Source organism: Vibrio cionasavignyae (genome assembly GCF_050337155.1).
GTDB lineage: Bacteria > Pseudomonadota > Gammaproteobacteria > Enterobacterales > Vibrionaceae > Vibrio > Vibrio nomapromontoriensis.
In genome coordinates this window covers 203,884-219,259 of record NZ_JAKJSR010000012.1, presented here as the reverse complement: position 1 = coordinate 219,259, position 15,376 = coordinate 203,884, and the positions used below count along the sequence as shown (strand labels likewise).

Below are 15,376 nucleotides of genomic sequence, written 5' to 3'. Positions count from 1 at the left end.
TCACTCGGTTGTTACGTAGGTATTTTGCTAACTAAGAAGCTTATTGACTAAGTAGGTTTGCCACGAGTACGGCAGCAACGATATAACGCGAATAATCGCAGTGAATTTTGCTGGGAAGTAGATGTGAGACTGACGTTTTTCTATCCCCTTTCGAATAGCGGCTGACGCTTCCTCAACTTCTATCATCATTGGCATGTCAAAATCGTTTTTATCGGTTAAGGGCGTTCTTACAAAACCAGGATACACACAAGATAACGTTACGCCTTTGGCTTTCCAGTCCAGTTGCAATGCACGTATTAGATAACTCACCGCAGCTTTTGACGCTCCATAGGCTTCTGCTCTTGGCAATGCCAACTCACTTGCGATGGATCCAACGACCACAATATGATGTTTATTTGATAGCATCCCTTGTATCGCTTCTAGCACGTGAATGACGCCAAACATATTGACATCAAACACACGCTTCATTACCTCTGAATTGATATGCCCCTCATCCATGTACTCACAATCACCTGCATTAATGATCCACAACGTTGGCATAGTGGATAAACTTCTAATCGTAAGGTCAACTTCGTCTTGGTTAGTAACATCGAAAGACAACAGGTGGATATTCTCGCGCCCCGCTTTTAACTCTTCTAATTTTAGGATAGAGCGTCCACAGGCATAGACTTCATAGCCTTGATTTGCATAATCGTCAGCAAGTTGCTTTCCTATACCGGAAGAAGCGCCAGTGATGAAAACCGTCTGATTTTCAGAGTCCATTAGTTACCCAACCTTTTTTTGATGCCTTTAATCAACCCACCAAGCACGACAATATGTTCGTAGAGCATTTCTCCAAGATCAAAGTAGTCTCGATGGTAAATCACAAGACCATTTTCAAATTGAATGTGGCTTGCGCCTTTCACTGAAATGGGCTGACCGCGATTTAGCTTTGGATGTTGAAGATTCATTGTCCAAGTTAGAAAGCCTTGGCTTTCAAGTTGCTGTTGCTGCTCTATATCAAATTCACATCGAATGACGTTGGCATAAAGCGCATGAAAGTAAGCCACTAGAGAGGTCTTCCCCACAACGGTATGTGCAGGATCTTCAAAGACGACGCTGTCATGATAAACACCCTCTAATAAATACAAGCTCTGCTTGTCTAGCTGCTGATACAGGCGGCTTACATCGTTAATATCCACATCACTTCCTTTTAAATTTCGCCATCATTTTATTAAATTTAGTCTGTTTTAAAGTTATACAAGATTTCATTTTTTAACTTTTTGTATAACTCATACGCAGTGCCATTTAAAAAGATCAAAAAAAAAGCTTGGCGAATTCGCCAAGCTTTTTAATGAGTTAATGGTTATTACTACACTCGTGATTTATACCAGTGCCGTTTTGCTACCGTTATTTTCCGAGCTATCAGTAATTTTGCTGACGCAATGCATCAATACGTTTGTCTAGAGGCGGATGGCTCATTAGTAGTTCCGTCATTGAGCGTTTGCCATTAATACCAAATGCCATCATTGAGCCCTCAAGCTGAGACTCTTGGCTCATTTTCAAACGCTCTAATGCTGCAATCATCTTGTGCTTACCCACAAGTTTTGCTGCACCTGCATCAGCGTAAAACTCACGATGGCGGCTGTACCACATAGTAATAAAGCTCGCTAGGAAACCAAACACCAGCTCCAGCACCATGGAAACACCAAAATAAACCATCATATTGGTGCCACCTTCCCCTTCTTCATCACTGTTATTTGACGCCACGATATTGGCAATAAAGCGTGATAAGAAGATAACAAACGTATTCACAACACCTTGCATAAGGGTCATAGTCACCATATCACCATTGGCAATGTGGCTGACCTCATGAGCCAACACGGCTTCAGCTTCATCTCGCGTCATGTTGTGAAGCAACCCTGAAGATACCGCCACCAGTGAATCATCACGTTTTGCACCCGTTGCAAATGCATTGATATCTGCAGAATCGTAAATCGCCACGGTTGGCATACCAATACCTGCCGCTTGAGCTTGACGACTTACCGTTTCCAACAACCAATGTTCGGTTTCATTACGTGGGGTTTCAATGGCTACTCCCCCTACCGATCGCAAAGCCATCCCTTTTGACATCATTAACGATATAAAAGAGCCACCAAATCCAAAAACAGCGGCCATCACCAACAAACCAGAAAGGCTACCAGGTTGCATCCCAGTCACTGCATACACGATATTAAGCACAACGCTTAAGACCAAAACAACAGCCAAGTTAGTTGCTAAAAAGAGTAAGACTCGCTTCATTCACATTTCTCCAGATTAAGAAGCTTTATTATGATCAAAGAATGATTTCTCTGATTCTTTTTATAGTGTCCTCAAAAACTCATCACGTCGAAGAATTTTTGGGATCGGGGTAACATTTTTCGACTTCACTATATACATAGTGTCTTAGATTTAAAAATCAAGGTTAAGCATTAAATTGAAACAAACCGTTAATTTCTTGATCGGGAACAATACCATAAACCATTGAAATGATTACACCAACCTCAAATGACACTAGATATGCAATTTGTCACTTACACTATTTGCATTAAATGGTCTTAGAACAAGGCTTACATCGTTAGACTTTGGTCGTATTGAGTCTTGCTCCCCATACCGATAAAGTCGCCTGAGACTTATTAGTTCCATGCCGAAAAGGAAAACCTCATGGTAGAAAATAACAACTTTCAGATGGCGATTGACTTACTTTGTTGTCACTTAGGTATTAGTGAGGATGAAGCAAGAGAGCAGTTGGGTATTAGCGAAGCAAGTGAACTAGATACTCATATTTTAGAGACTCAGTCTGCATTCGTCGGGCTCGCTAGCGAGAAGTAAAAGCTCGGTTCTACGGTAAATCACGTGACGAATGCAAGTAGTAAAAAAATGCCGCTCTATTTGAGCGGCATTTTTTATTATGCATCTAATACATCAAGGTTAATGTACTTGCCAATGTTTCTTTGTTTACAACCAGGAACATAAGGGATTTCACCAAGTTTTGGTGCACCCATTTTGTGCTCCAGCATCTTTATAATATCCGCATAGTGCTCGACACCCGGATTGATACGATTTGCGACCCAACCGACTAACTCAAGACCATCAGCTTTTATCGCTTCAGCCGTCAGCATCGCATGACTCAAGCAGCCCAACTTAATTCCAACGACTAGCACGACTGGTAAGGCTTCTTGTTTAACCCACGTCGACAAACAGTCGTCTTCAGAAACAGGGACTCGCCAACCACCAGCGCCTTCTACCAACACGAAATCACTGTTTTCTTTGTGTTGCTTTAATACCGAAGAAAGCTTCTCATAATCAACGCTTACACCATCGGCTAACGCCGCTATATGTGGTGATGCTGGCAGAGACATCGCATATGGATTAACCAAATCATAATCAACGTCAACCGTTGCCGCTTGCTGAAGGTGCAAAGCATCTGAATTACGCCAACCATTTTCTGTCTGCTCACACCCAGCCGCAACTGGCTTATAGCCTATCGTTGCATGCCCTTGGTCTCCTACAGCACTTAATATCGCTTTCGATACCACTGTTTTACCAACTTCAGTATCCGTACCTGCAATAAATAATGCTTTCATCATAATGTCACTAACCCCAAACAAACTTGATAACTCGCTGGTAATAAACCCACTGGATTTGAGAACTTGTTATATTCCATTTCTAGCTTCTGCAATGCTTTCTTGCCAGTAAAGCTACGGGAGCGCCCCTTTACATGGGTAGCACCGATCCCTTTCAAGTCCTTCATCAAATCAAGTGCGGTTTGATACCACATAACTATTTCAGGGCAGTCTAGTTGATACCTAACGCTACCAGATTGCGCCAACGCAATTTTTATCTGATTTGTCGAGATAAATCGATTCACATGCTGATATTCATCAACTTTGCTCCATGCGGTACTCAGTTCTTTAAGCGAACCCGCAACTAACGTTGAAAAGGCGTACTGACCATTTGGCTTAGTCACTCGCTTGATTTCCGCTAGCGGCAGCGCCAAATCATCACACCATTGCAAGGCGAGACTAGACACCACGTAATCAAAACTGCCACTTGAAAATGACAGCGCCTCTGCATCTTCGACGTGATACGTGACTTTTTCATTTCCGCACCGTTGTCGTGCTTTATGTAACATCTCGCTAGACAGATCGGCACATACAACGCTTGCCCCTCGCTGAAGTAGCACTTTGGCGCAATAACCTGTGCCGCACCCTAAATCGAGTACTGTTGTTCCATTTAAATCATCTGGCAGCAATGCCAATAACTTGTCAGCGACTTGCCGTTGAAACTTAGCATGCTCATCATAGCGTGCAGCCGCGCGGCTAAAGGCGGTAGAGATGGCCAATTTGTCATTGGTTTCTTCTTGGATAACTAACGCTTCTGACATGGTAATTCCTTTGCCGACTCTTCCAGACCAATCACTAACGCTCTAATGTCTGCTGGCGTATGTGTGGCTGATAATGTAATTCGTAAGCGCGCACTGCCTTTTGCAACCGTTGGCGGTCGTATCGCAGTCGTCCATATATGATTAGATTTCAATGCGGAGCAAAGTGATATCGTATTCATTTCATCCCCCACAACCCATGGCTTTATCGGTGTCTGCGTATCCACATATGCAGGAAGATGAGCCACTCCTTCGCGAAACAGCGCCCCCAATTCACACACTTTTTCTCGACGCCATGGTTGTGTTTGAATCATAGTAAGCGCCGCTAATAACGCCGACGCATGCGCTGCGGAAAAGGCCGTAGAATAAATATAGTGGCGAGCAAACTGTGTCAGGTACTCAGACATGGCTTTAGAACACAAAACCGCTGCGCCATTAAGCCCAAATGCCTTACCAAACGTCACCACCAATATGTCTGGCTTGCGTTGACACTGTGACAATGCACCAAGCCCATCATCACCGAGCACACCGATGCCATGTGCGTCATCGACCATCGTCATCACATTGGCAGCCTGGCATCGCTGTATGAATTCATCTACGGGTGCGATATCTCCATCCATACTAAATACACTCTCCGTAACCGCTAATGTTGGAGTGCATGGCACGAATAACGATGCTAAATGATTAAGATCGCCATGACGATAGCGCTTCATCGTTGCCGGGCTCAACATACCTGCCTCCATTAATGAGGCATGATTGAGACGATCTTGCAGCAGAAGATCCCCCTTCTCTAGCAATGAAAACAACACCGCTTGATTAGCGGAAAAGCCAGATGAAAAAAATATCGCACTGTCATAGCCAAGCCATTCAGTCAACGCACTTTCGAGATCAGCGTGAGAATTTGAATACCCCGTCACTAGAGGTGATGCCCCACTACCCGCGCCATATTTGGCTATCGCTTGCTGGTAGGCCAACGCCAGCTCTTCACTGGCAGCCAACCCTAAATAATCGTTAGACGAAAAGTTGATAAAGCGTTCACCGTTAAAAGCAAACTGGCGATGATTGCCATCACCAATTGCTTGAGTGCGTCTGAGTAAGCCTTGCTGCTGTCGTAAAGAGATCGCCTGCTCTATGCGGCTATCAAACGCCGGCTTCATAGAAAAGGTCATCTTTTTCAGGACGAGAAGCAACACGCATCGCAACTTGGTCTAGTAAATCACTTTCTTGAACTTCATCAGGTTTTTGCGAGGTTTCTTCGCGATTGATACCCAACTTGTTAAACAATTGCAGATCAGTATCTTCATCTGGGTTTGGTGTCGTCAATAACTTGCAGCCATAGAAAACTGAGTTAGCACCAGCCATGAAACAAAGCGCCTGCATCTGCTCATTCATGTTTTCACGTCCAGCGGATAAACGAACAGCGGATTGCGGCATCATGATTCGAGCAATAGCGATAAGGCGGATAAAATCAAACGGTTCTACATCATCAACCGCTTCCATTGGCGTCCCTTTAACCTTCACCAACATATTAATCGGTACACTTTCTGGATGAACTGGAAGGTTAGCCAGTTCCATGAGCAAACCGGCTCGGTCGTTGGCACTTTCACCCATACCAATGATGCCACCAGAACAAATTTTCATCCCTGCATCACGTACATGGCTAAGAGTATCCAAACGGTCTTGATAAGTTCGCGTGGTAATGATTTTGCCGTAGAATTCTGGCGAGGTGTCTAGATTATGGTTGTAGTAGTCAAGACCAGCGTCGGCAAGATGACTCGCTTGCTCTGGAGTTAGCATGCCCAACGTCATGCACGTCTCTAACCCCATATCCTTTACGCCTTTGATCATTTCTTTGAGCAAAGGCATGTCACGCTCTTTCGGATTTTTCCATGCAGCTCCCATACAAAAACGAGTCGAGCCTGCCGTCTTTGCTTTTTGCGCCGCCTCTAATACTCGGTCAACTTCCATTAGTCGCTCGGCTTCAACATCTGTACGGTAGCGCGCACTCTGCGGGCAGTATTTACAATCTTCTGGGCAGGCACCGGTTTTAATGGACAGCAATGTACTCACTTGTACATGATTCGTTTGCTGATGCTGCCTATGCAATGTTTGCGCTTCAAAAAGCAGATCCATGAAGGGTTTGTCCATCAGGGCCGAGACTTCCGCTAGCGTCCAGTTGTGTCTTACTTCCACAGAAAATTCCTTGCTCACATTATTATTAGTCTTGGCTAGTGTACCCACAGTCGTTACACTGTCAACACCGACTACGCTACGGCGTTGACATCTGATTAAATAATAAACAGAGAGTTATGATGGATCTCGACTTTGATCGCCAACACATTTGGCACCCTTACACCTCAACGCTTAACCCTTTAACCTGTTACCCAGTCACCTCCGCCAATGGGGTAACTATTGAGCTTGAGGATGGACGTAAACTCGTGGATGGCATGTCATCATGGTGGTCAACAATTCATGGCTATAACCACCCATTACTTAATGATGCGCTAAAACGTCAAACTGACAAAATGGCGCACGTTATGTTTGGTGGGATCACTCATGAGCCTGCAATTAACGCCTGCAAGAAGCTCATCGCACTATCACCAAGTAATCTCGAGCACGTTTTTTTGGCCGACTCAGGGTCGGTGGCGGTAGAAGTCAGTTTGAAAATGGCATTACAATATTGGCACGCAAAAGGTGAAAGTCGCCCCAAATTTCTCACCTTAAGCCATGGCTATCATGGTGATACCTTCGCGGCGATGTCTGTCACTGACCCCAATAATTCTATGCATAGTTTGTATAAAGGCTTTTTACCAGAGCACATCTTTGCCAATTCGCCCAACATTGCCTTTGGGCAGAAATGGGACGAGGCTGACATTGAAGACTTTGCAAACAAACTTGCTAGCCACCACAGTCAAATCGCCGCTGTCATCCTCGAGCCTATTGTTCAAGGGGCTGGAGGCATGCGCATCTATCACCCAACCTTTCTTAAAAGAGTGCGCCAGCTATGCGATGAGCATGGGGTATTGCTCATCCTTGATGAAATTGCCACAGGCTTTGGTCGTACAGGTAAGCTCTTTGCATGCGAACATGCCAATGTACAGCCAGATATTATGTGTGTCGGTAAAGCACTCACTGGAGGCTACATGACATTATCGGCAACCCTAACATCGAAGCATGTGGCAGATACAGTGTGTGGAGGTGAGGCGGCGTGCTTTATGCACGGGCCTACGTTTATGGGAAACCCTCTCGCTTGCGCCGTCGCCGAGGCGAGTTTATCGCTTATTGAAACCGGTGAATGGCAACAGCAAGTCTCATTAATCGAGTCTTTGTTTACCGAGCTTCTACCACCGCTTTTGCAGTGTGACCGAGTCAGCGATGTACGCTGGTTAGGAGCGATAGGGGTAGTTGAGGTAACCACTGCCGTTAATATGGAAGTGATTCAACAACATTTTGTTGATAGTGGTGTTTGGATTCGACCATTTGGTCGCTTGATTTACATGATGCCACCTTACATTAGCCAACCTGAACACATTGCTAAACTGGTTCAATCGATTAAAGCAGCGTTAGACAATGATCAGTGCTTTACTTAACCGCTAAATAAGTGAGCTCTACATTCGTTAGCGATTTAAGCCACTCACTCAAATCGCTAACGTGGTCATGTCGCCGTCGGCTTCTCTAGGCTATTTTAGATACCGTCATTTAGGTACTGTAGTTTAGATACCATAAGTTTAGGTACCGTAGTTTAAGCGCAACTATCTTAGCTGGCTGTCCTTACTCGCTCGGCGGTTAAATAACGACGAGCGCTGATATGCGTGCTCCAGCGACGATTGACAATGAAGACACAAGCGAACCCCTTTTATGGCGTTACGCCTCGCCTCCGGGATATCCTCTCCACATTCGTCACAAAATTGCGCACTCTCTCCTGTGATAAGATTACGTCTTACTCGGCTAATTTCGTCATCAATATTATGCTGAATCTGTTGACTAACACTGTCGTCACCTGCCCATCCAACTGCCATACACCCTCCTCGAAGATTGATTGAGAAAATCGTGTTTATCGCAGTACCACACTGCGATGACGTTGCACATTATATCGACAGCAACGGTTTTAATAAGATGGCAAAACGCCAAAACACTATTACCGCCGTGTAATAGTCAACAGCAACCGTAACCCGCACACACCGGAGAGGCAATTCAACATCTTTAAATACTACGCCCATAAAAAAGCCCAGCGAGTGCTGGGCTTTATCATTCTATCAATTGGTATTAACCAATGTGAGTCACACCGCGCATATACGGTTGCAGCACAGTTGGGATAGCAATACGACCATCTGCTTCTTGGTTATTCTCAAGAATAGCAACCATAGTACGGCCAACAGCCAAACCTGAACCATTTAGTGTGTGAACGAGCTCTGGCTTCTTCTCACCTTTACGGCGGAAACGAGCTTGCATACGACGTGATTGGAAATCCCACATGTTTGAGCAAGATGAAATCTCACGGTACGTTTCTTGTGCAGGAACCCAGACTTCAAGATCGTACGTCTTGCGAGCACCAAAGCCCATATCACCCGTACACAGAACCACTTTACGGTAAGGCAGTTCAAGAAGCTGTAGCACTTTCTCTGCGTGACCGGTTAGTTCTTCAAGCGCGTCCATTGAATCTTCAGGCTTAGTAATTTGTACTAATTCCACTTTATCAAATTGGTGCATACGAATCAGACCACGAGTGTCACGACCGTATGAACCTGCTTCAGAACGGAAACATGGCGTATGCGCTGTCATTTTAACAGGCAGGTCTGCTTCATCCGTAATGGTATCGCGAACCATGTTGGTCACTGGTACTTCTGCCGTTGGGATTAGAGACAGCTTACGCGGCTCTTCATCACTCACTTTTTCAACAAGCGGCTCAGTATGGAAAAGGTCTTTACCGAATTTAGGTAACTGACCTGTGCCGTAAAGGCTATCTGCATTCACTAAGTAAGGGACATACATTTCTGTATAACCATGCTCATCAGTGTGGAGATCCAGCATAAATTGTGCAATCGCACGGTGAAGACGCGCAAATTGCCCTTTCATAACGATAAAGCGAGCACCGGTAATCTTAGTCGCGCTTGCGAAATCAAGGCCACCTGCAATTTCACCTAGATCAACGTGATCTTTCACTTCAAAGTCATATGACTTTGGTTGACCCCAACGAGAAACTTCTACGTTTTCGTTTTCATCTTTGCCGTCTGGCACGTCATCCGCAGGGATGTTTGGCACAGACAACGTAATATCGTCAAGCTCGGTCATTAACGCCGCTAGCTCAACTTTTTTCGCTTCAAGATCGCTACCTAAAGTACCAATCTGTTTTTTGATTTCTTCAGCGCCTTCTTTATCGCCAGCCGCCATTTTCTGACCGATTTGCTTGGAGATGGAATTGCGCGTGGATTGTAAATTTTCTACTTCGACTTGAATCGACTTGCGTTGCTCTTCAAGTTTACGAATAGTTTCTACGTCAAGCGTAAAGCCACGACGCGCCAATTTTGCAGCTGTTTCATCCAGCTCTGTACGAAGTAATTTAGAATCCAGCATTGCCAATCCTATGCATTAGGTTATGAATACGTTTATAAGCGATTAATTTATAACCGCTGATAAATCTTGATAATTGAACCGGATAACGATAACGAAAAGCCACTACTTTTCATAGCGCTTTTGTGGGCTTTTTGCGTCTAAATCGGCAAGATAATCTAACTTTTCACCAATTTTGGTTTCAAGACCGCGATTTGTCGGCTGGTAGTAGCGTGTACCACTCATTTCAGGGGGCAAATATCGCTCACCTGCCGCGTAAGCACCAGGTTCATCATGAGCATAACGATACCCTTCTCCGTAACCCATATCTTTCATTAAAGAGGTAGGAGCATTGCGTAAATGATGAGGCACTTCATACTCAGGTAATTGGTGCGCGTCTGTTAGCGCTTGCTTCCAAGCCGTATATACAGCATTACTTTTAGGCGCGCAGGCAAGATAGACGATCGCTTGTGCTATCGCCCGTTCACCTTCAGCCGGACCAATGCGAGTAAAACAATCCCAAGCCGACATCGCGACTTGCATGGCTCTGGGGTCTGCATTACCGATGTCTTCTGACGCTATCGCTAATAAACGCCTAGCGATGTATAACGGATCACAACCAGCAGCAATCATACGTGCCGACCAATATAGAGCGGCATCTGGGTTTGAACCGCGAATGGACTTATGCACCGCTGAAATAAGGTCATACCAAATGTCTCCCTTATTATCAAAACGATTTACTTTTTCTCCAGCGACTTCCGCAAGCAAAGGCAATGTAATCTGTTTTTCACCTTGTGCATTGTCCTCTGCCATATCATAGAGCAGCTCAAGATAATTAAGAGACATACGGGCATCACCATTAACGAGCTCAGCCAATCTATCTAAAACATTGTCCTGAAACTCCACCGACACCTGACCTAAACCACGCGCTTCATCTTGAATCGCTTGCTCAAGTACTAGCAGAATATCGGCCTTATCAAGCGAGGTCAGCTTATAGACCCGTGCTCGAGACAATAATGCGTTATTAAGTTCAAACGACGGGTTCTCTGTCGTCGCCCCAATAAACGTCACCGTTCCATCTTCAATGTGTGGCAAAAAGGCGTCTTGTTGGCTTTTATTAAAGCGATGGACTTCATCCACAAACAAGATGGTTCGCTTGCCTGCCAGTTTGTTTTCTCGCGCTCTTTCAATAGCAGCACGAATATCTTTAACACCCGAGGTCACTGCGGATACTCGCTCGACTTCTGCGTCAGCATAATTTGCCGCCACTTCAGCAAGCGTCGTTTTCCCAGTACCTGGGGGACCCCATAAAATCATAGAGTGAAGCTGGCCCGCCTCTAAAGCACGACGAAGTGGCTTACCCACTCCAAGAATATGTTGCTGGCCAATGTACTGCTCCACTGTTTCTGGGCGCATTCTCGCAGCCAGGGGACGAAAATCTTCGTCCCCTGAAAAATCAAAACTAAAATTACTCACGTAATCCCCTAGTTTCTTTGATCATCAATTTCTACCCCTTCAGGAACGACAAAAGTGAAGCGCTCCGATGAGGGTTTACCCACCTTAATCGTTTCAAAAACAAACTGACCTTGCTGGCCATCTTGCTCAATCACGTTAAAACCGTGCACTATCCCTTTCGGGTCAATATTAATTTGGAATTGACCTTGCGTTGAATCAACGGCGGTTGGTGTCAACGTAAACATATCGCCGCGCTGTTCAATGCTGTAATTATCCCAATCACTGGCGCGGTTACGTGTCAGCAATACAAACGGGGTTTGTTCCGTCGCTTGTTCTTGATTATAAATACTCACCTGCTCAATAAATGGGCTGTAATACCAAAGATTGCTGCCATCTGATATCAATACATTTTCATCCGGTAAGGTGGTCACCCAGCGAAACATACTCGGACGAGCAATTTCAACATTACCTTCACCTTCCATGACAACCTCACCATCAGGGCTAGTCACGGTTTGTGTGAAATTCGCACTGAATCCATCATTAAGCTGCAAACGTTCACTCAGCTCTTGCTGTGGCGATGCAGACGCTGTAAAGCTAAATGCAGAAACGGTGACGAGTACAAGCGAAAGCCATTTATTCATAATAATTCCTTACTGCCATTATTCTTTAATTGGAGGTGGAGCCAATACTTCACGGTTACCGTTATGACCCGGCGCACTAACTATCCCTTGAGCTTCAAGTTGCTCGACAATTCGAGCGGCTCGGTTGTAACCTATCTTAAAGCGTCTTTGTACCCCAGAGACTGAGCCTCGACGTGAGTGCACAACATGTTCAACCACTTGGTCAAACAATGGATCCATTTCCTCATCACCTTCCATCTTTTCTCCCGGCAATAAGGTTTCTGGGCTTTGATCACCATTGGTAATCTCTTCAATATAGTTAGGTTTGCCCCTCGCCTTCCAGTTATTCACCACGGCATGTACATCATCATCGGACGCAAAAGCGCCATGTACACGGGTCGTATGGCTTGATCCTGGTGGTAGGTACAACATATCACCCATACCTAACAGTGATTCAGCGCCACCTTGGTCGAGAATGGTTCTTGAGTCTGTTTTGGTTGAAACCGTAAACGCGACACGTGTCGGAATGTTGGCTTTAATTAGACCGGTAATCACATCCACCGATGGACGCTGCGTCGCCAAAATTAAGTGAATACCTGCTGCACGGGCTTTTTGAGCCAAACGCGCAATCAGTTCTTCGACTTTCTTACCCACCACCATGATTAAGTCAGCGAATTCATCCACGACAACCACAATGTAAGGTAGATTTTCAAGTAATGGCGGCTCTGGCTCCATACTATCGCCATCTTTCCATAGTGGGTCATGAATAGGGTGACCCGCTTCCGCCGCCATTTTCAGTTTGTCGTTAAAGCCCTTAATGTTTCGAACACCGAGTGCCGACATCAGCTTATAGCGACGCTCCATTTCCCCAACACACCAGCGCAGTGCATTAGAGGCGTCTTTCATATCAGTAACCACTTCCGACAACAAATGCGGGATACCTTCATAAATCGAAAGCTCCAACATTTTCGGGTCAATCATGATAAAGCGCACTTCTTCTGGCGTCGCTTTATATAGCATACTTAGAATCATCACGTTAACGCCAACCGATTTACCTGAACCGGTTGTACCTGCCACTAATACGTGAGGCATTTTAGACAAATCGGCGACCACGGCTTCACCCGCGATATCTTGGCCTAATACCACCGTAGTTGGCGACTTAGACTCAGTAAACGCAGGGCTACCGATGACATCCGAAAAATAAACCGTCTGACGCGTCATGTTCGGTAGCTCTAAGCCTACATAAGGCTTACCGGGAATAACTTCCACTACACGCACTGCCATTGCTGATAATGAACGGGCCAAATCCATAGATAGGCCAGAGATACGACTGACCTTAACACCTGGTGCTAAGTCGAGCTCAAAACGGGTAATCACTGGTCCTGGGAAGATATCGACCACTTCAGCCTTAATTTTATAATCAGCCAGTTTGGACTCAACCAAGCGAGCGATATTTTCCAACGCTTCTCTATCGATAAAGTTTTCACGCTTTTCAGGATGATAAAGCAGTTCAAGCGTCGGCATTGGTTCCGCTGGCTTGGGTAGATTGGCATCTTTTTGCACCAGGAAAGGGTTCACTTGCGCAACCGCCGTTTTTTGTGCTTCTGCAACCAAAGACTGGAACGCCTGCGAATCCGCGTCTACATACGCATCCTCTTGAGGTTGAGCTGCGGGCGGTACGTTCGGTTCTTCAACCCAAACCGCTTCCGGTTCAATATGCGCCTCTATCGACTCGTTATTTTCAGGTTCAAGCGAAGAGGGGTTTTCCTGTGGCCAAGACTTAGCATCTGTATTAAGGCGCTCAGAATCAGCAAGATTAGTCTGTGCTGTTGGCTCTCCTGTCACGTCAACACTCTCTGAACTCCAAGGTAGTCCTTCAACGCCTTGCGCGGCCAACGGTGCACTAGCCATCGCTGTCGTCATTGCGGCAGTGGTAAGATGTGAAGTGTTAACATCACTATGATCAGCGCCATTAGTAATGGTCGGCTCTGCATAGCTGGAGTCTAGCTGTTTAGTATCAGCCTGCTGAGTATCTGTGTATGTAGTCTCTGCTTGTGTTGCATCCACGTGTGTTGCATCCAAGTGTGTAGACTGATCGGCAAAATCGTCATACGTCCTTGCCGCTATTTCAAGATCTTCTATCGTCGCACCCAGTAAATGGCTGCGATCTTCTTCCGGGGCAACCTTTGGCATTGGCGTCACCGAAGGCGTTGGTTCATCCATCGATGGCGGCACTATTCGTGTTTCATTCTGTGAGAACTCAGGAGTGCTTGCGCTGTTAACCGCTTCCGTTCTCGCTTCCGCAGTCACGTCGGTATGCAACGTCTCAGCATCGTGTTGTGTCGGTACCGTGTTGGAGAGAGAAGAGGAGTACTCATTAGCAGGCGCTGTCTCAATAACCGTAGACGCTGAGCTGGCAAACAACGGATCGTTATTATCTGTGCCGTCTAAACGTGATTCTAGATCCGCAGTATCTGGCATATGAATATTATAATGGCGTCGCTTAGCTGGCGATAACACTTGCTCGTCAGACAACAGTGCTTCATCTTTCGCCGAGAAGTGTGGCATCACATCATCTTCATCAACACGTTCTGGCTGAGATAAAACTGGCTCGTATACTTGCTCTTTACTGCCACGCGCTTTATTCGTTAGCGCCGCAATGAATGTCAGGACACTGTTGCCAATCCATTCCACAATGCTAAGCCATGAAATCCCAGTCAATAAGGTAAATCCTGCCCCCCACAAAAACAGCAAGACAATGGTTGTACCCAGCACATTTAGAGTAGGCAATGACAGGCTAGTCAGCACATCGCCAATCACGCCGCCAGACGAAAAATACCAAATATCATCAAAGTTAATGTCAGCCAAACCACAGCTTGTCAATATAATGATGGTCAAGCCGAGCGTGCGTGTACCCCAGATCATAAAATCAATTTCATCGTCTTTATCGCGAGTACGGAAAAACACCCAAGCGCTAAAAGCAACAACAAAAGGAACGGGGTAAGCCAAAGAGCCAAAAACGAAAAATAGCGTATCAGCAAGCCATGCACCTACGATGCCGCCTGCATTTTGAATGTCGCCACCCCATGACGTTTGAGACCAAGAAGGGTCTGCTGGGCTGAAAGTAAATAATGCGACCGCCAATAAAATCGACGTCAAGACTGCCAGTATGAAGCAGCATTCTCTTAATCGTTGAAAACCGTTGAGACGTGAAGCTTCTTGCTCTTCACTGGTCTTAATGATCGTTTCGACTCTTTTTTTGTCCTGTTTGAACATATCCAACATCTAACTTAGTAGAAACAGCCCGAGCGGCAAAAGCCGCTCGGAGTATTTATTGATTTAACCACAT

General features: G+C 45.6%; 14 protein-coding genes. 2 read left to right on the top strand and 12 right to left on the bottom strand.

Features of this window, described 5'->3' with window-relative positions; all coding sequences use genetic code 11:
* Positions 1-27: 27 nt before the first annotated feature.
* The 3 genes from L4D74_RS08840 to htpX all read right to left on the bottom strand — a co-directional run bounded on the left by L4D74_RS08840 (position 28) and on the right by htpX (position 2,280).
* Positions 28-762 (bottom strand): SDR family NAD(P)-dependent oxidoreductase, encoded by a 735-nt coding sequence (locus L4D74_RS08840; RefSeq protein WP_428751757.1) that lies wholly within the window; start codon positions 760-762, stop codon positions 28-30.
* Positions 762-1,181 (bottom strand): nuclear transport factor 2 family protein, encoded by a 420-nt coding sequence (locus tag L4D74_RS08835; protein ID WP_428751756.1) that lies wholly within the window; start codon positions 1,179-1,181, stop codon positions 762-764. The genes L4D74_RS08840 and L4D74_RS08835 overlap by 1 nt, the downstream gene beginning before the upstream one ends.
* 223 nt (positions 1,182-1,404) lie before the next feature.
* Complete coding sequence (gene htpX / locus L4D74_RS08830) at positions 1,405-2,280, bottom strand: protease HtpX (protein WP_428751755.1); 876 nt, start codon at positions 2,278-2,280, stop codon at positions 1,405-1,407.
* 402 nt (positions 2,281-2,682) lie between these two features.
* Here htpX and L4D74_RS08825 point away from each other — a divergent pair, with 402 nt between their 5' ends.
* Positions 2,683-2,850 carry a hypothetical protein gene (locus tag L4D74_RS08825; protein WP_265673408.1) on the top strand — a complete coding sequence of 56 codons (168 nt, stop codon included), beginning with the start codon at positions 2,683-2,685 and terminating at the stop codon, positions 2,848-2,850.
* 77 nt (positions 2,851-2,927) lie between these two features.
* Here L4D74_RS08825 and bioD read toward each other — a convergent pair whose 3' ends face one another.
* The 4 genes from bioD to bioB are packed head-to-tail and all read right to left on the bottom strand — an operon-like array spanning position 2,928 to position 6,595.
* Positions 2,928-3,608, bottom strand: coding sequence for a dethiobiotin synthase (gene bioD, locus L4D74_RS08820; RefSeq protein WP_428751754.1), 681 nt, complete (start codon positions 3,606-3,608; stop codon positions 2,928-2,930).
* Positions 3,605-4,405: a malonyl-ACP O-methyltransferase BioC gene (gene bioC / locus L4D74_RS08815; protein WP_428751753.1), complete on the bottom strand. Its 801-nt coding sequence runs from the start codon at positions 4,403-4,405 to the stop codon at positions 3,605-3,607. Before bioC ends, bioD begins: the two co-directional genes overlap by 4 nt.
* Positions 4,390-5,559 (bottom strand): 8-amino-7-oxononanoate synthase, encoded by a 1,170-nt coding sequence (locus tag L4D74_RS08810; RefSeq protein WP_428751751.1) that lies wholly within the window; start codon positions 5,557-5,559, stop codon positions 4,390-4,392. The genes bioC and L4D74_RS08810 overlap by 16 nt, the downstream gene beginning before the upstream one ends.
* Positions 5,543-6,595 (bottom strand): biotin synthase BioB, encoded by a 1,053-nt coding sequence (gene bioB / locus L4D74_RS08805; RefSeq protein WP_428751749.1) that lies wholly within the window; start codon positions 6,593-6,595, stop codon positions 5,543-5,545. The genes L4D74_RS08810 and bioB overlap by 17 nt, the downstream gene beginning before the upstream one ends.
* Before the next feature lie 119 nt (positions 6,596-6,714).
* Here bioB and bioA point away from each other — a divergent pair, with 119 nt between their 5' ends.
* Entirely contained in the window at positions 6,715-7,992 is a 1,278-nt protein-coding gene (gene bioA / locus L4D74_RS08800) for an adenosylmethionine--8-amino-7-oxononanoate transaminase (RefSeq protein ID WP_428751911.1), read from the top strand.
* A 162-nt stretch (positions 7,993-8,154) separates the two neighbouring features.
* On the opposite strand, the gene L4D74_RS08795 is transcribed toward bioA, so the two are convergent.
* From L4D74_RS08795 to L4D74_RS08775, 5 genes are all read right to left on the bottom strand, one after another.
* Positions 8,155-8,421 (bottom strand): DksA/TraR family C4-type zinc finger protein, encoded by a 267-nt coding sequence (locus L4D74_RS08795; RefSeq protein ID WP_265673403.1) that lies wholly within the window; start codon positions 8,419-8,421, stop codon positions 8,155-8,157.
* Between the two features lie 247 nt (positions 8,422-8,668).
* A complete protein-coding gene (serS, locus tag L4D74_RS08790) occupies positions 8,669-9,976 on the bottom strand; it encodes a serine--tRNA ligase (RefSeq protein ID WP_265673402.1) in 1,308 nt (435 codons plus the stop codon).
* A 102-nt stretch (positions 9,977-10,078) separates the two neighbouring features.
* Positions 10,079-11,428, bottom strand: coding sequence for a replication-associated recombination protein A (locus L4D74_RS08785; RefSeq protein ID WP_428751747.1), 1,350 nt, complete (start codon positions 11,426-11,428; stop codon positions 10,079-10,081).
* Between the two features lie 8 nt (positions 11,429-11,436).
* Positions 11,437-12,048: an outer membrane lipoprotein periplasmic chaperone LolA gene (lolA, locus tag L4D74_RS08780; protein ID WP_265673400.1), complete on the bottom strand. Its 612-nt coding sequence runs from the start codon at positions 12,046-12,048 to the stop codon at positions 11,437-11,439.
* 18 nt (positions 12,049-12,066) lie between these two features.
* Positions 12,067-15,303 (bottom strand): DNA translocase FtsK, encoded by a 3,237-nt coding sequence (locus L4D74_RS08775; RefSeq protein WP_428751746.1) that lies wholly within the window; start codon positions 15,301-15,303, stop codon positions 12,067-12,069.
* Positions 15,304-15,376 lie beyond the last annotated feature (73 nt).

Bases quoted from the DNA above. Each gene is read 5' to 3' on its own strand.
- L4D74_RS08840 (WP_428751757.1), bottom strand. From the start codon at position 762: ATGGACTCTGAAAATCAGACGGTTTTCATCACTGGCGCTTCTTCCGGT.
- htpX (WP_428751755.1), bottom strand. From the start codon at position 2,280: ATGAAGCGAGTCTTACTCTTTTTAGCAACTAACTTGGCTGTTGTTTTG.
- L4D74_RS08825 (WP_265673408.1), top strand. From the start codon at position 2,683: ATGGTAGAAAATAACAACTTTCAGATGGCGATTGACTTACTTTGTTGT.
- bioD (WP_428751754.1), bottom strand. From the start codon at position 3,608: ATGATGAAAGCATTATTTATTGCAGGTACGGATACTGAAGTTGGTAAA.
- bioC (WP_428751753.1), bottom strand. From the start codon at position 4,405: ATGTCAGAAGCGTTAGTTATCCAAGAAGAAACCAATGACAAATTGGCC.
- L4D74_RS08810 (WP_428751751.1), bottom strand. From the start codon at position 5,559: ATGAAGCCGGCGTTTGATAGCCGCATAGAGCAGGCGATCTCTTTACGA.
- bioA (WP_428751911.1), top strand. From the start codon at position 6,715: ATGGATCTCGACTTTGATCGCCAACACATTTGGCACCCTTACACCTCA.
- L4D74_RS08795 (WP_265673403.1), bottom strand. From the start codon at position 8,421: ATGGCAGTTGGATGGGCAGGTGACGACAGTGTTAGTCAACAGATTCAG.
- serS (WP_265673402.1), bottom strand. From the start codon at position 9,976: ATGCTGGATTCTAAATTACTTCGTACAGAGCTGGATGAAACAGCTGCA.
- lolA (WP_265673400.1), bottom strand. From the start codon at position 12,048: ATGAATAAATGGCTTTCGCTTGTACTCGTCACCGTTTCTGCATTTAGC.
- L4D74_RS08775 (WP_428751746.1), bottom strand. From the start codon at position 15,303: ATGTTCAAACAGGACAAAAAAAGAGTCGAAACGATCATTAAGACCAGT.